Origin of the sequence: Burkholderia sp. 9120, from assembly GCF_000745015.1 — a bacterium.
Classification (GTDB): Bacteria; Pseudomonadota; Gammaproteobacteria; order Burkholderiales; family Burkholderiaceae; genus Paraburkholderia.
The window spans coordinates 577,151-591,695 of record NZ_JQNA01000002.1; the positions used below are offsets into that span (position 1 = coordinate 577,151).

The window sequence follows — 14,545 nt, forward strand, 5'->3', positions numbered from 1 at the left end:
CCTCAAAGCCGTTAAAATGGAGGGTTCCCATTTTCCGGCCGCCCGGCTTCGTCCCGTGTTCAGTTCCCTCTACCCGCTTGTACGCGCCCAACTCTTTCGCATGGACGCGGAAGACGCTCATCACCTGACCTTGCGCATCCTCGGCGCCGCTGGCCGTACCGGCCTCGCGGGCGCGCTCGCGCCGCGCGTCCCGGATGCGCCGCGCACCGTGATGGGGCTGACGTTCCGCAACCCGGTCGGGCTCGCCGCGGGGCTCGATAAAGACGGCGCGTGCATCGACGGTCTGGCCGCGCTCGGTTTCGGTTTCATCGAAGTGGGCACGGTCACGCCGCGCGCGCAGCCGGGCAATCCGCGGCCGCGCATGTTCCGTCTGCCGCAGGCGAACGCGGTGATCAACCGGATGGGCTTCAACAATGCGGGCGTCGACCAGTTCGTGAAGAACGTGCAGGCCGCGCGCTATCGCGGCACGCTCGGGCTGAACATCGGCAAGAACGCCGACACGCCGATCGAACGCGCCGCCGAAGACTACCTGTACTGCCTCGAACGCGTGTACCCGTTCGCGAGCTACGTGACGGTGAACATCTCGTCGCCGAATACGAAGAACCTGCGCCAGTTGCAAGGCGCGGGCGAACTCGACGCGCTGCTCGCGGCGCTCAAGGACAAGCAGCAGCGTCTCGCGGACCTGCACGGCAAGTTGGTGCCGCTCGCGCTGAAAATCGCGCCGGACCTCGACGACGAGCAGATCAAGTCGATCGCCGACACGCTGTTGCGCCACCGGTTCGAAGGCGTGATCGCCACCAACACCACGCTGTCGCGCACCGCGGTGGCCGGCATGCAATACGGCGACGAAGCCGGCGGCCTGTCGGGCAAGCCGGTGTTCGACGCGTCGAACGAGGTGATCCGCAAGCTGCGCGCCGAAGTGGGCGACACGGTGCCGATCATCGGCGTCGGCGGGATTTTCTCGGGCGATGACGCGCGCGCCAAGCTGGCGGCCGGGGCGTCGCTGGTGCAGCTTTACACCGGCTTTATTTACCGTGGCCCGGCGCTCGTGGCCGAATGCGCGCAGGCGTTGCGTTAAGCGGCCATGACGACGGCGGTGGCGCGGACCTCAAGTCCGTTCATACCGCCCTCGCTATCCATGCAATCCGCATGGGAATATAGACATAAACAAACAGTATTTAGGTTTCGATAGTCTGCTTTGTTATGCTTTCGTCTGTTAAAACGCCAGACGAACAAAAAGGTACAGGATGAAATTGGGCTTGCTGAAAAAGCTTCTGGTCGCCGGTCTGATCGGCGCGTCGTTCACCGCCGTCGCCGCGCACGCGGACGATCTGCTCGACCAGGTCAAACAGCGCGGCACGTTGCGCATCGGCCTGGAAGGCACCTTCCCGCCATTCAACTCGAAAACGCCGTCGGGCGAACTGGTCGGCTACGACGTCGACGTCGCCAAAGCGGTCGCGGCCAAGCTCGGCGTGAAGCCGGAATTCGTCACGACGGAGTGGAGCGGGATCATCGCCGGTTTGCAGGCGGGCAAGTTCGACGTGATCGCCAACCAGGTCGGCATTACGGATGCGCGCAAGCAGGTGCTCGACTTCTCGCCGGCTTACACGTACTCGGCCGCGCAGTTGATCCAGCGTAAGGACGACACGCGCCAGTTCAAGTCGCTCGACGACCTGAAGGGCAAGAAGCTCGGCGTCGCGCTGGGCACGAACTACATGGACATGGCCAAGGCCGTGCCGGGCATCGACGTGAAGACGTATCCGGGCGCGCCCGAGTACCTGCGCGATCTGGCCGCCGGCCGTCTGGACGCGGCGCTCAACGACCGTCTGATGCTCGCGTATCTGATGAAGAACTCGCAGTTGCCGCTGCGCAGCGGCGCGAACGTCGGCGCGGGCAACCCGTCGGGCATTCCGTTCAAGAAGGGCAATCCGAAGTTCGCCAAGGCGATCGACGACGCGATGAACCAGCTCGAAGCGGACGGTACGTTCGCGAAGATCTCGGACAAGTGGTTCGGTATCGACGTCAGCAAGCCGATCAAGTAAGCGGCGCTGCGTGAAACGAAGGGCGGCATCGTGATCGATGCCGCCCTTCGCTTTTTGCACCACGCCTGAAAATCCGCCGACGTTTATGATGTGCGCTTTGCGCGTCAACCCCGACGGCAATCCGACGGCACCCCGACGCCAACCTCACGCCAACCCGACCCGACGCCCTCGCTCATGTCCACCACTTCCCTGCTCGTCCAATCGCTTCCTGTGCTTGCACAGGGCGCCGTCCTGACGGTCAAGTTCGCGGTTCTGTCGATGTTCTTCGGCCTGCTGGCCGGCGCCGTGCTCGCGTTGATGGGCGTGAGCCACAACCGCGTGCTGAAGTGGCTCGCGCGCATCTACGTCAGCGTGATGCGCGGCACGCCGCTGCTGGTGCAGATCTTCGTGATTTACTACGGCTTGCCGAGCTTCGGCATTTCGCTCGATCCCACGCCGGCCGGCGTGATCGCGCTGTCGGCGAACGTCGCGGCGTATCTGTCGGAGAGCATGCGCGGTGCGATACTGGGCATTCACAACGGCCAATGGCTAGCCGCGTACAGCCTCGGTCTCTCACGCCGCCAGACGCTGCGTTATGTGATCGCACCGCAGGCGCTGCGCATTGCCGTGCCGAGTCTGTCGAACAGTTTGATCAGCCTGATCAAGGACACGTCGCTGGTGTCGGTGATTACCGTCACCGAACTGCTGCGCAGCGCACAGGAAATCATCGCGTCGACCTATCAGCCGCTGCCGTTGTATCTGGCCGCGGCCGCGGTCTACTGGGTGTTGTGTCAACTGCTCGAAGGGGTGCAGCGCTGGTACGAACGACGCCTCGCGCTGCCGTCGCGCAACTGAGCATCCGCTTCAAGCATCCTGCGGTGCGTCCTGAAGTGAATCCTGCAGCGAGTCCGGAAAATCGCCCGGCTCGCGTCTAGCGGCTCGCGAGCGGCGCAGCGTGCGGATCCAGCGCAGCACCAAAGCGCTCGAATCGCGGCGCGTAGTAGTGGTCCGGGTCGAGCGAGAACGCCACGTGACGCGTGCGGCCCATCAACTCCTTGCGCGGAAAGAAACCGAAGTAACGCGAGTCGGCGCTGTCGTCGCGATTGTCGCCGAGCATCAGATACTCGCCCGGCGGCACCGTTACCGGCCCAAACGAATTGCGCGGGCTGGGTGCGTCGGGCGCGAGCCGCATTGTGTGCGTGACGCCGTCGAAGCGCTCGGTCAGATAATCGCCCGGCGAGGTCGCATCGCCCGGCAGCGGCTTCAGCTTCAGCGGCTGGTAATCGGCGCGCACGCCGTTCACGTACAGCACGTTGTCGCGCATCGCCACGCGGTCGCCCGGCACGCCGATCAAACGCTTGACGATCAACTCATGCGCGGCCGACGAATCGATCGTAACGATATCGCCGCGCTGCGGATCATGCAGATGCGCGATCGTAATGTGCGTGAGCGGCACGCGCAGATCATAGGCCATCTTGTCGACAAAAATCCGGTCGCCTTCGCGGATCGTCGGCAGCATCGAGCCGCTCGGCACGACGTTCCAGTCGGCCACGGCGCTGCGAAACAGCACCATCAAGAACAGAAACGCGACGAGGCTCTTGTTGTCGCGCCACAATTTTCCAAGCATGCGCATGGCAAGCGGCTCCAGTGGAAGGTGTTCGAAAGCTGCGGGCCGACGGCGCTATCGAACGCGCGGCGTGGCCCGCGCAAATCGTACCACCGCCTCGGCGAGCCACGCGGCGCAGCCCTCACTCCCCCGCGAACTTCAGCCCCAGCGCCGCGCGCGCGGCGTCGGCCATCGCGATCATTTGCACCGACGTGCTGTGCGGCATCAGCGGGCTCTCCAGTTGCCCCGCACGAATCAGCTCGCAGAAATGCGCGGTCTCGTAGTTCAGGCCGCCGCCTTCGAACGGCTCGTCGAGTTCGACCACGCGCCCATCGGCGTAACGGATCGTGGCGCGCGACGGATTCCACCACGGCTCGTGAATCGTCACATGGCCGCCTTTGGCCATGAGCAGCGCGTCGCCCTTGCCGTGCAGATCGAGTCCGCAGAACAACTGCGCGATACCGCGCTCGTGCTGGCTGTTCAGACTCGCGAACAGATCGACGCCGGTGACTCCGAGCCGCCCGAGCGTCTGCACCTCACGCGGCGCGCCCAGCCAGTCGACCGCGAGAAAGATCTCATAGATGCCGATATCGAGCAGCGCGCCGCCCGCATGCTCGAACGACAGCGACGGATGATCGTCCGGCACACCCGGCACCGAACAGCCGGCGCGTACGAGTCCCACCTCGCCGATCGGCTCGGCCGTTAGATGCGCGCGCAACTTTCTGTAGAGAGGATAGAACGGCGGCTTCATGGCTTCCATGAAGAGCCGTTGCGCGGCGCGCGCGGCCTCGAGCACACGCTCGAGCTGCGGCTGGTTGATCGTGGCGGGTTTCTCGCACAACACGTGCAGACCGGCTTGCAATGCGGCGATTGCGTAGTCGGCGTGGCTGTCCTGAACGGTCGCGATATAAAGCGCGTCGATGCCGCTCGCGAGCAGCGCGTCGAAATTCGCGCAGACCTCGCCGCCGAATTCTTCGGCAAAGGCCTGGGCGGGTTCCGCGCGGCGCGACCACAGTGCGCTGAGTTGCGCGTGCGGCACGAACGCCAGTCCCTGCGCAAAGCGTCGGGCAATCCGGCCGGTGCCGACGATCCCCCAGCGAATCACACGGTCCGTTGAAGATTGCGGAGTCGCGTTTGCCGCGGATGTTGACGTCGTAGTCATTGTTTCTTCGAGTCCATGCAGTTCCGAACAGGCGCTATTGTCGCGCATGCCGCTCGCTCACGCGTGAACATGAGCTCGCGTCGTTCGTGCTGCCAGGTCGTCGAAGACCATCCGCCTGCCGCCGTCGCGGCAGCGGTTGCGCTTATTCGCGCGTGACGGGCGGTTCGCCGGAAAACTGACCGCCGATTTCTTCCGCCGTGTAATCGATCATCGCGAGCGAGGCGATTTCGGCTTCCTTCGGATCGCGCCGTTCGATCGCGTCGACCACTCGCCGATGCGAATTCACCGCCGTCTCCCACAGCCCTTCCCGCGTGGTGACGATCGGATTGACCGTCGACAGCGCGCCGCGAATGATCGCCGCCATCTGCTTGAAGAACTGATTGCCGCTCGCCACCACGATGCGGGTGTGGAACAACTCGTCGGCTTCCTGATAGCCGGGCTCGCCCGGCCGGATCGCCCGGAACGCCTCGAACGCCTCGCGAATCGCCGCGATATCGGCGGCGCTGCCGCGCGCGGCCGCCTGCGCCGACGCGCGCGGTTCGATCAGAATGCGGAACTCGATCACGTCGCGCAGAAACAGCGGATCGGGCTTCGCGCGAAAGCGCCACTGCACGACGTCCTCGTCGATCATCCGCCAATCGCTCATCGGCCGGATGCGCGTGCCGATCTTCGGCCGCACGTCCAGCATGTCGCGCGCGAGCAGCATCGACAGCGCCTCGCGCATGACGGTGCGGCTGACATCGAACTCCTTCGACAGCACATCCTGCGGTGGCAGTATGGCGCCGTACTTCTCTTCGACGATGCCGGTGACCAGTCCGTCCATGACTTTGCTCACCAGCGATCGATCCTTGTTTGCCTGTTCCATGACACTCTCCCCGAAGCGGTGTTTGCCCCCGCGTAGCCTGTTGATCAAGCGGCCCTCGTGTGTCGTTTTATTGATGCTGCCTGGTTGTTTTACGATACGTTGCTAGCTTCAAAACAGATGCGCCAGTTGGGAAACGTCCTGACAGGGTTATCCCTCTGAAGAATTGTTTCGTCCGTGTAACGCCGCATATTTTGATGGGCCATAAGCTTGCGTCCCAAGCGTGCCTGCGTTGCAAAATTTGCATAGTGCGAAGACGCACGTAGCGCAGCGAATTGTCTGACCGACACGGCGCAGTGGCGCGCCGCTGGCGGAAAGAGACGGGACGGCGTCCGAACCGACACGTTCGGCGCAGACGATGACGGCGCGGCTCGATCGCGCGGCGTGCGCGATCCCGAAGGGCTCGATCTCAAATGCGCCATCTCAATCGAAGCGACAGGCGGCCAGCGGCTTGTGCGCGATGAAATGAAACCACCACGCGCCGCTGTCTTCGACATCGTCGGGAATACGGTTGCCTTCGCAACTACCGAACACCGCGTCGCTCTGCAAGCCGACCTGCACGAGTTGGCGGCGCTGCTCGCCGAGCGTCGTATAGACGATCACAATGCCGAAGTTGTGGGCGGCCGCGGTCTTCACCGCATAAGCGCCGTAGTCGTGATTCAGCTTCACATGGCGCAGATAGTTCAGCGTGCCGAGTTGAAAGCGCCGCACGGAAATCAGCGTGCGCCAGCCGAGTTTGAGCGGGTTGGGCGTGAAGTGCGGCAACAGCTGCCAGATATTCTCCAGATAGCCTGGGCCGCCACGGTTGTGCGACGAGAACAGCACATAGCCGCCCGGTCGCACGACGCGATACATCTCTTCGAGAATGCGCACGCGGTCGTCGTAGTCGACGCAATCGATCCCATTCCAGCTGAACTCGGCGAGTCCGTAGTGGCCTGACGGCAACGCCGACATATCGCGCGCGTCCATGTGCCGCAAATCGCGCGTCGGATAGCGCGACCTCGCCAGGTCGAGCAGACTCTCGGTGTAGTCGACGCCGGTGTAGTCGTTCGAGATCGCGGTCATCAACGGAATCGTGCGGCCGGTGCCGACGCCGATATCGAGCAGCGGCGCGCCGCTGCAACGCGGCGCGAGCCAGCCGAAGGCGGCCTCCTCGCCAGCGTCCGAGAAGGTCTTCTCCTGGGTGAAGACGCGCGCGGCGTCGGCCGAATTCCACGCAACGCGATTGATGCGATCCAGTTCGGTTTGACGATGCATGGCGCTCCTCCCCTGAAGCTCACCTGTGCGGGACGTCCCGCGCAATCATGAAGCTTCTCCGAATAGACGAACCGCGCGCGCCCGCTTTACAAGCCATTGCGCGGCCCTCGACTGCCGCCAGCGGGAGCGCGTCGCACGCGCGTCGTGGGCTGGTTCGGTGTCGGTCCGCGCGATCCCGCTGAAGCTGTCGCGATAGAAATTCTCGAAGTACGACATCACGTTTTCCTGCGCGCTCGACGACAGGATCGCGTGATCGGTCCGCTCGCAAAACGCCGCGCGAACGTGATGAAAGCGCCGCAGCCGCGCACCGTGCGCGCCGAAGTGACATTCCAGTTCCTCGACGCCTTCGTCGAGCACGCCGTACACGAGACGGGTCTCGGCGCCTTTGGCATCGACCGCGGCAATCAGGCGGTGCGCTTCGCGCGCGCCCAGTTCGATGCCGCTCACGCGTTCGAGCCGGTCGGCCAGTGTCGCGGCGACGCGAGCCGTGAAGCGCGCCGTCAGTTCGCGCGCCACCGGCAAGCCGCCCGACTGCCCCTTCAGCACGCGCAGCCATTTACGCGGCTGGCACATGGAGCGCAGATAGCTGCGCGTCGAGCCGAAGGTTGCGGGCGCAACCGCCGGCTTGCCTTGCTCGTCGCAGAGGTTGCGCCAGGTGAACTTCTGCAGATTGACCAGCACCGCGCCGGTCACGGCGGGTTCGCGCGCGGCGGCATGCAGGCCGATGTACGCGCCCGCGCAAATGCCGAGCACCACCGCGCCGCAATGGCCTTGCGCGTTCAGCCAGCGGGCCGCGCACGCGGCATCGTCGACGCCTTCGGGCGCGTACAACGCGTCGAGGTTCAGGCCGTCGACGGAAGGCAGGCTGTCGCCCAGACCGCGAAGGTCGACCCGCAGCGAACTGATACCCTGTTGCGCGAGACGCCGTGCGAAACGCACGCCGAGCCGCGCATTGCCGATTCGCGATACGGCGCCTGTATTGAGTAGCAACGCGGCCGGCGCTGTAGCGCTCGCATGCGCTTCGCAGCGCGCAGCCGGCGCGCAGTAGATGCCGAACAATCTGCCGCCGTCGAGCCAGACCGGCGTCTCGACTACGTTCGGCGCGACGGGATGGCCGGCGAGGTGGTCCGTTGCGTGAGTGGCCACATGAGTGACTGAATGAACAGCAGCGTGGTTCTCATCGTCGCCGACGTTCACGTTCACGCGCGCGCTCGCCACCGCGTTACCGTCACGATCCGTCAGCCAGTTTTCAATCGATGCGAACGCCGCTTGCGGAAGCTCGCTGTCGAGCGATTCCAGCATGAACTTGCTGTATTCGTCGAACGGCTGCCGTTCGACTTCGAGACCTTGCTCGCGATAGTGCGTGACCAGCGCGTCGACGCGTCCGGCGTCCAGCGAATCGAGCACAAGAACGCGCGCGGCGGGCTGCTCCGCGTCGCGTCGCAAGTCGACGGCGCGCAGACTCTCCAGCGTGTCCTGATAGAGACGAAAACCGTAGGCCTCGACGAAGGCGTCGGTATCGGGTTCATGAACGCAATCCATCGATGCCGGGATCGACAGCCACTGCCGGTAATGCGCGCGCAACTCACGCTGATAGTTCTTGCCGGACAGCACCGGCGCGAGCAGCACGAGGCCGTCCACGCCGCCGAGTTCCTGCGCCGCGAGCGCGGCCAGCGTGCCGCCCAGACGCAAGCCGCACAGGCTGACGCGCGCGACGCCGGTGGACTCGCGCAGCCACGCGACGGCCTCCTTGATGCTGTCGATCCACGCGCGCCAACGGCCGGGTTCGCTCGCGTCGCCGGCCGAGTCGCCGGTGCCGGGATAGTCGAAGCGCAACACCGGCATGCCGCGTTCGGCGAGTCGCTCGGCCAGTCTGCGCAAACCGCGATACGTGCAGAGCGCGTCATAACCGAACGGAGAACACAACACCACGCCATGCGGCCCATTCGCCGGATGGAACCAACCGAACTGACCATCGAAGACTACTGGCCTCACGCTTCGCTCCTCACTGTGCTTACCTTTCAAGCATTACAACAAACCTCATACCTATCCTCTGTACGCCTTGCCACATAGCCCCTGCTACTTCGAGGCGCGGGCGGCACGGATAGCGTTGTTGTGCGAAAGACGAGCTGCAATGAAACGATGCAAAAAATAGATTCAGCCGCCGTGCGGCGTACGCAGCGCGAACGTCGAACGGGCCGCTAGCAACACGTGATAGAAAAACCGCGCGCGCAGTCTGTCGCGCATCGGGTAATGCTTCGATAGCAGCACACGCCACGCGTTGGCCGGTTCGCCGGCTCGCGCATACGCGGACGCGGCGCGCGGCGCGACCCGGCGTAACGCGTCGTCGCGGGCGGCCTGCGCCGCGGCCGGCACGCGGCTCGCGCGCAGTTGCGCGAACGCGTGCATGGCAGGCAACGCATGGGTCGAAATGGACTGCGCCGTTTCGCGCGAGATCGACACGAATTCGTCCACGAAACAGATCGCGGCGGCGTCGACGCTCAGGCGCAGACCGAAATCGAAATCGCACGCCTCGCCCACTTCCGCCACCGTGCGATAGCCGATCCGGCGCGCCGTTAGGGTATCGACGAGGTAGCCGTTGTTCGGGAACATCTGGTCGATGCCGGCCAACGCGGGCACGGGCAGCCGGCCGGCGCGTTCCGGCACGCGCCGGTAGTCGACGTTCAGCCGTTCGGTGGCTTGCGGGCGCGGCGTGCCGTCGTCGGCGATCACACGCTGTTTGCCGAACGCGGCGGTCAATGCCGGGTAGCGCTGCCAGCACGCGTCCAGACAGGCCAATGCGCCTGGCTCGAGCAGATCGTCGTCGTGCAGCAGCACGAGCCTGGCGCCCTGCGCGCGTGCGAATAGCCGGTTGACGTTGGCCGCCTGGCCGAGCCGCGGCGTATTGCGTTCGTAGCGGATAGGCCGTGTGCTGCGCGAACGGCAGCGTTCCACGACGTCGTGCGCGCGATCGTCGGCCGAGTCGTCGCCAATGACGATTTCGAATTCGCCGTAGGTTTGCGCGAGACAACTGTCGATGGCCTGTTCGAGCAACGCAGGCCGGTTGCAGGTGGGAACGCATAGGGAGATCAACCGTGCGTTCAATCCACTCCCGCCGCTCTCGCCCTGCTTCATGGTCAAGCCCCGTTAAATAGCGGCACTGGGTGCCGATGCCGAGGGTGCCGAGGGTGTCGAAACGGCCCGGCCCTCTGTTGGCTACTCATTTAACCCTGGCGGATCGCAACTATCTGTACGGCCACCCACACAGGCACACGGGGCACCAGGGCACTATTCGAGGCTGCGACGGGCCGACGCCAACGTGCCACGCATGCCGCAGGGTGCGGCCGCGAACCGACGGCGTCCGGGACGCACCCCACCATTGAAGGACTTCAGCCGCCGGACAAGCGCACCATGGAAAGAAGTATCGTCAGGAACATCTTCATCAACTTCGCGGGAGCGATCGCACCGACCTTCGTTTCCCTGGTGACCGTGCCGGCGTACATCCACCTGATGGGCGTGGAGCGCTACGGGGTCATCAATCTGGTGTGGGCGCTGATCGGCTACTTCAGCGTGCTCGATCTCGGCACGAGTCTCGCGACGGAAAATCAGATCTCCAAGGCGCGCGCCGCCAACGACGATTCGATCGAGCGGATCTTCTGGAGCGCGTGGTTCATGAACCTGGGCACCGGCATTGTCGGCGGCCTGCTGATTTATCTCGGCACGTTCATTTACATCACGCACGGCGTAAAAATCGAACCCGAGTTTCAACGCGAAGTGATGGCGAGTTTGCCGTGGATTGCGGTGGCCGTGCCGATCGCGAACGTCTCGTGGGTGTTTGCCGGCGCGATCAACGGCGTGGAGCGTTTCACCAGTTTCAACATCAACCAGACGATCGGGACCGCGCTGTTTCAACTGCTGCCGCTGGCGGCGATTTTCTGTTTTTCGCCGTCGCTGGCGGTCGTGATACCGGCGGCCGTGCTGGCGCGTTTGATTGCCGGCGTGATGCTCGGCGCGGCCGCGTTTCGCGCCATCGGGATTCGACGTGTGCGGATGCCGCAATGGCGCGTGATGGCGGAGCTGTTTCGTTATGGCCGCTGGATGCTGCTGTTTTCCGGCGCCAACATGATTGCATCGACGCTCGATCGGGTGCTGGTGGGCGCGTTGCTCGGCGCGCGCTTCGTGACTTACTACGCGACGCCGCAGAACCTCATTACGCGTCTGAATCTGCTGCCGGTTGCGATGGTGCGCACGTTGTTTCCGCGACTCTCGGCGGTGTCGCGCGCGGATGCGGATGCGCTCGCGCACCGGGCGCTCGCATTTCTGAACGGCGCGTTCACGCCTTGCGTGATCGTCGCGTTGTTCGCGCTGAAACCGTTTTTGATGCTGTGGCTCGGGCCAACGGTGGCGGCTGCGGCGCCGGTTGCGAGTGTGCTTGTGCTGGGGGTGTGGCTGAGTGGGCAGTCGGGCATTCTGGGGATTCTGATCCAGGCGCAGACTAGTCCGGCAGCTATTGCCGGGGTGAGCTGGATCGAACTACCGGTGTTCGCCGGCGCGCTGTGGTGCGGGATTCACTGGTTCGGGATCATGGGCGCGGCGGCTGTCGTGGTGCTGAAGAGCTTCTTCGACTATGCGGTGTTGCTGGTGTTTTCGCGGCTGCATGTGTGGTCCATTGTGCGCAATATGCTGGCTCATCTGATGTTCCTGCTTGTGGCGCTCGCGTTGGCCGAGACGATTAGCGCGCTGCCGGTGAGTATTCTGGCGGCGCTCGCGCTAGCGGCGGCGAATCTGGGGTTGTCGTTGCATGGGTCGAGTGAATTGCGTGGAGTGGTTTATAAGGTTTGGGCGCGGGTGACGTTGTCGATGAGTTAGTTTGTTTTTTCTGTGAGCGGACTGGTCGGCTGCCGTCTGGTTCAAAGGTCCGCGTAGCGAGGTAGCAGATCCTGATCGACGAGGCGGATCTCGATGCGGTTGGCGATTTCGATGTGCTCGGGGTTGTCTATCGACAAGACGGCGTCGGTTACGCTTACGATGATCGTGCCGGTCTGGTTCTTGCCATGCTCAGGGACAGGAATTAGCGCGCGAGCTTCCGGCACCTGTTGTGCGGTGATGACCTTCGGCAGATAGAGCATCCAGCCGACGCCGGGTTTGTCGTCGAAGACGCGTTTTTCAAAATAGCCCTTTGGAGACACTCCCACGTATGCAGGATTAAATTCCTGCACAGTACACGTGACGATGCTGGCGACAGTCGTAAGCTCGGCCAGCGCATACTCTCCAAGCATCTCGACAACGAACAGATTCAACGCACCTGGGCGTCCCACGTGACACATCATACTGACCCCGGATGCCGCCGCGTCGCTCCCGTCCCAGATCGACACATAAGTCCGATTGGGTGAGTTCTGGAATTCTTCTTTTAGAACAGCAAGAGCGCCCGGTGACGCCCCACCTTCGTCGAACGCTGGGTACAGGCCGGCATCAGCCCGCGAGTTTCCTTTCAGACGCCATGTGTTCTTCTGAACATCGCCACGCTTCTGCGCTATCGAATCAATGATCGAACCGAGCCGGTTTAGTACCTCCACGAAGTCAAGCGGTGACAGCGTCAGGTCCCGAAACTGCGCATTGATTTTCACGTGTTTCCTCATGACACGACAACTGATGGAACGCCATACTGAGTCAATACTTCAAGCATTTTTTGCCGCGTTTTAGGCCCTTGGAAGTACCACATCAGCCGGGCTGGCGGGTTCTCTGCCACGACTTCGCTCTGCGCCATGATCATTGCCGCCATATCGTCAAATCCCTTAAAAGACCTTACTGCCCAAGGCTGATCGACGAACTGGTCGTAATTGCCTTTAGCTTCCTGCAACTGGCATTCGGCAGGCCTGAAACCGTCGAAATCAATTTTCGACCAGTGCCATTCCTCGCTCCATCCTTCCGCGACGTTATACGGCCGGCCCGTAATACGGCCTTGATATTCTCGCGGTGCCGCATTCATGTAGTGCGATCGTCTGAGTGCAAGCCCTGCTTGTTCCGGCGGACATTTTTTGCAGCTCTCGCCAGTACGCGGGAGCGTTCGCACCGCAGGCGTGGCCTTGCTGTCCTCTTTCGACTTGTCACCCGACACGCTACCTGTCGCTGCCGTTGCCGCGCCACCCAATAAAGCTCTGCCAGCGCTCAACAAAACCGGCCCAAACTCCGCGACGGCGCTCTCCAGCAACGGCGCCAGTATCGTCCCCATACGTCAACCCTCCCACAAACTCAGGATGTTCAATTCGCCAGCGCAACACACACAGAAAATCATGAAACCGCGCGTCGGCCGAGCTAGCCGAGTTAGCCGAACGCTTGATCCAGCCACGCATCGCAGGCTTCTCATAGAAACCGGGCGAGTAAGCTTCGAGTCGCAGAAACTCGACGAGATGGGCATCTTCCCGAATACCGATTCCTCGCGCGACATTAAACGCACGCCACAACCGCGTCCAAAGAAAAACGGCATCCACCAGTTCCGGCTCTTCGCTTATCAGATCCTGCCGCACCCGCTCGACAAAACCTTTAGCGTCGATATCGGCAAGCGCCGCGACCTGTTCCGAAGTCAACTCAATCATCCGGATGCACCCTGATCAGTTCGCCATTGATCTGCACCAACCAGTCGAAGGCCGGCACAAAAAACGCCGCACGTTGCGACGACGACAACACCCGCGCGATATCGCCCAAAACGCGAGCGTCATAGAAACGCAATAGCGCCGTGCCACCGTTCGGCATCCGCACGTCCAATCGCTCGCGCAATTCCCGCGTGAGCGATCGAAACTGATACGCCGTAGTGAGCCACGACACACCCGAAGCCCCCGCCGCAAGCTCCAGCAGTTCGTGCCGTATCGCCATCGAAGCATCTTCGAAATCGATCAGCCACGGCCCCGCATCGGCGAGAGAAGCGTCCGGCGTCTCATCGAATAAAGCAATCGCGGCGGAACTCCGTTCAAGCGTGGCCGCGCCGAACGCGTCGCCATAAAGCAGGCCGTCAATGAGTGCGTAGAGCCGAACCGGCAACGAGGTCTGTAGCCGACGCTGCGTCAGATAACTTTCGAGTGTCGACACCGGCATGCCCTACCCTCGCATCACGGTCGTCGCACCGCTTTCGGTAGCGGCTCTCAGGCATTCGACGCAAAGCGTCGGCGCAGAGCCGAACGATTGAACATCGGCCGATCGAGCATCGTCAGCGTCACCGCCGCCTCGATAAGCATCAACCTCACCGCTATCTTCGATTGTCATTCGGGACTGAGACGAGATCAGCACCGCGCCGCAAGTGGTGCGCATGCCATCAACCGCCGTATCGCGCCCATGCATCCGATGCGAAAAACGACGCCCGAGCAAATTGTCCGAGATCGCAAACACACCTTTGCAAAGCGGACAGAGCACCTTGTGTCCGACGCCCGCTATTGCTCGTCCGTCGATCCTTGATTTGTCGTTACCTTCGAGTACACGACCGCCGTGTGACGTCGTGTCACCCTCGCGAATGATGGCGCGTTTCACCACTGATTTTCCTTCGTTCGTCAAACAGGCGACGAAGGATTTCATAACGCAAACGGCCGCGCTACCTGCCTGGACTAGCAGGTAGCGCGGCCGTCTAGACCCGCTCCGTCTCAAAC

The 14,545-nt window shown here is 63.1% G+C and carries 15 protein-coding genes; 4 read left to right on the plus strand and 11 right to left on the minus strand.

What is annotated here, in order from left to right:
• The first annotated feature begins 16 nt into the window (after positions 1 to 16).
• From FA94_RS10890 to FA94_RS10900, 3 genes are all read left to right on the plus strand, one after another.
• Positions 17 to 1,078 (plus strand): quinone-dependent dihydroorotate dehydrogenase, encoded by a 1,062-nt coding sequence (locus FA94_RS10890; RefSeq protein ID WP_176058050.1) that lies wholly within the window; start codon positions 17 to 19, stop codon positions 1,076 to 1,078.
• Between the two features lie 169 nt (positions 1,079 to 1,247).
• The gene (locus FA94_RS10895) at positions 1,248 to 2,042 is read left to right on the plus strand and encodes a cystine ABC transporter substrate-binding protein (protein WP_035550685.1); all 795 of its coding nucleotides are present in this window, start codon (positions 1,248 to 1,250) and stop codon (positions 2,040 to 2,042) included.
• A 174-nt stretch (positions 2,043 to 2,216) separates the two neighbouring features.
• Complete coding sequence (locus tag FA94_RS10900) at positions 2,217 to 2,876, plus strand: amino acid ABC transporter permease (protein ID WP_035550687.1); 660 nt, start codon at positions 2,217 to 2,219, stop codon at positions 2,874 to 2,876.
• A 76-nt stretch (positions 2,877 to 2,952) separates the two neighbouring features.
• Here FA94_RS10900 and lepB read toward each other — a convergent pair whose 3' ends face one another.
• The 6 genes from lepB to FA94_RS10930 form a co-directional block, all read right to left on the minus strand.
• Complete coding sequence (gene lepB, locus FA94_RS10905) at positions 2,953 to 3,654, minus strand: signal peptidase I (RefSeq protein WP_035550691.1); 702 nt, start codon at positions 3,652 to 3,654, stop codon at positions 2,953 to 2,955.
• 115 nt (positions 3,655 to 3,769) lie between these two features.
• The gene (locus tag FA94_RS10910) at positions 3,770 to 4,789 is read right to left on the minus strand and encodes a Gfo/Idh/MocA family protein (protein ID WP_051981204.1); all 1,020 of its coding nucleotides are present in this window, start codon (positions 4,787 to 4,789) and stop codon (positions 3,770 to 3,772) included.
• A gap of 142 nt (positions 4,790 to 4,931) precedes the next feature.
• Entirely contained in the window at positions 4,932 to 5,654 is a 723-nt protein-coding gene (locus FA94_RS10915; protein ID WP_035550695.1) for a FadR/GntR family transcriptional regulator, read from the minus strand.
• A 420-nt stretch (positions 5,655 to 6,074) separates the two neighbouring features.
• On the minus strand, positions 6,075 to 6,908 hold the full coding sequence (locus FA94_RS10920; RefSeq protein WP_035550698.1) for a class I SAM-dependent methyltransferase: 834 nt from the start codon (positions 6,906 to 6,908) through the stop codon (positions 6,075 to 6,077).
• Positions 6,909 to 6,953: 45 nt separating this feature from the next.
• Positions 6,954 to 8,903, minus strand: coding sequence for a serine aminopeptidase domain-containing protein (locus tag FA94_RS10925; protein WP_035550701.1), 1,950 nt, complete (start codon positions 8,901 to 8,903; stop codon positions 6,954 to 6,956).
• Positions 8,904 to 9,065: 162 nt separating this feature from the next.
• The gene (locus tag FA94_RS10930) at positions 9,066 to 10,043 is read right to left on the minus strand and encodes a glycosyltransferase family 2 protein (protein ID WP_035550705.1); all 978 of its coding nucleotides are present in this window, start codon (positions 10,041 to 10,043) and stop codon (positions 9,066 to 9,068) included.
• Positions 10,044 to 10,319: 276 nt separating this feature from the next.
• On the opposite strand from FA94_RS10930, the gene FA94_RS10935 reads away from it, so the two are divergent.
• Positions 10,320 to 11,777, plus strand: a complete 1,458-nt coding sequence (locus FA94_RS10935; RefSeq protein ID WP_035550707.1) for an oligosaccharide flippase family protein — start codon at positions 10,320 to 10,322, stop codon at positions 11,775 to 11,777.
• A gap of 41 nt (positions 11,778 to 11,818) precedes the next feature.
• On the opposite strand, the gene FA94_RS10940 is transcribed toward FA94_RS10935, so the two are convergent.
• From FA94_RS10940 to FA94_RS39110, 5 genes are all read right to left on the minus strand, one after another.
• The gene (locus tag FA94_RS10940; RefSeq protein WP_035561860.1) at positions 11,819 to 12,535 is read right to left on the minus strand and encodes an immunity 52 family protein; all 717 of its coding nucleotides are present in this window, start codon (positions 12,533 to 12,535) and stop codon (positions 11,819 to 11,821) included.
• Between the two features lie 8 nt (positions 12,536 to 12,543).
• Positions 12,544 to 12,897 carry a restriction endonuclease fold toxin 5 domain-containing protein gene (locus FA94_RS39870; protein WP_353611439.1) on the minus strand — a complete coding sequence of 118 codons (354 nt, stop codon included), beginning with the start codon at positions 12,895 to 12,897 and terminating at the stop codon, positions 12,544 to 12,546.
• Between the two features lie 130 nt (positions 12,898 to 13,027).
• Positions 13,028 to 13,504, minus strand: coding sequence for a hypothetical protein (locus FA94_RS10950; RefSeq protein WP_035550711.1), 477 nt, complete (start codon positions 13,502 to 13,504; stop codon positions 13,028 to 13,030).
• Positions 13,497 to 14,000: a DUF4123 domain-containing protein gene (locus tag FA94_RS39105; RefSeq protein WP_035550714.1), complete on the minus strand. Its 504-nt coding sequence runs from the start codon at positions 13,998 to 14,000 to the stop codon at positions 13,497 to 13,499. Before FA94_RS39105 ends, FA94_RS10950 begins: the two co-directional genes overlap by 8 nt.
• A gap of 3 nt (positions 14,001 to 14,003) precedes the next feature.
• Complete coding sequence (locus tag FA94_RS39110) at positions 14,004 to 14,432, minus strand: PAAR domain-containing protein (RefSeq protein WP_197070287.1); 429 nt, start codon at positions 14,430 to 14,432, stop codon at positions 14,004 to 14,006.
• Between the last annotated feature and the right edge of the window lie 113 nt (positions 14,433 to 14,545).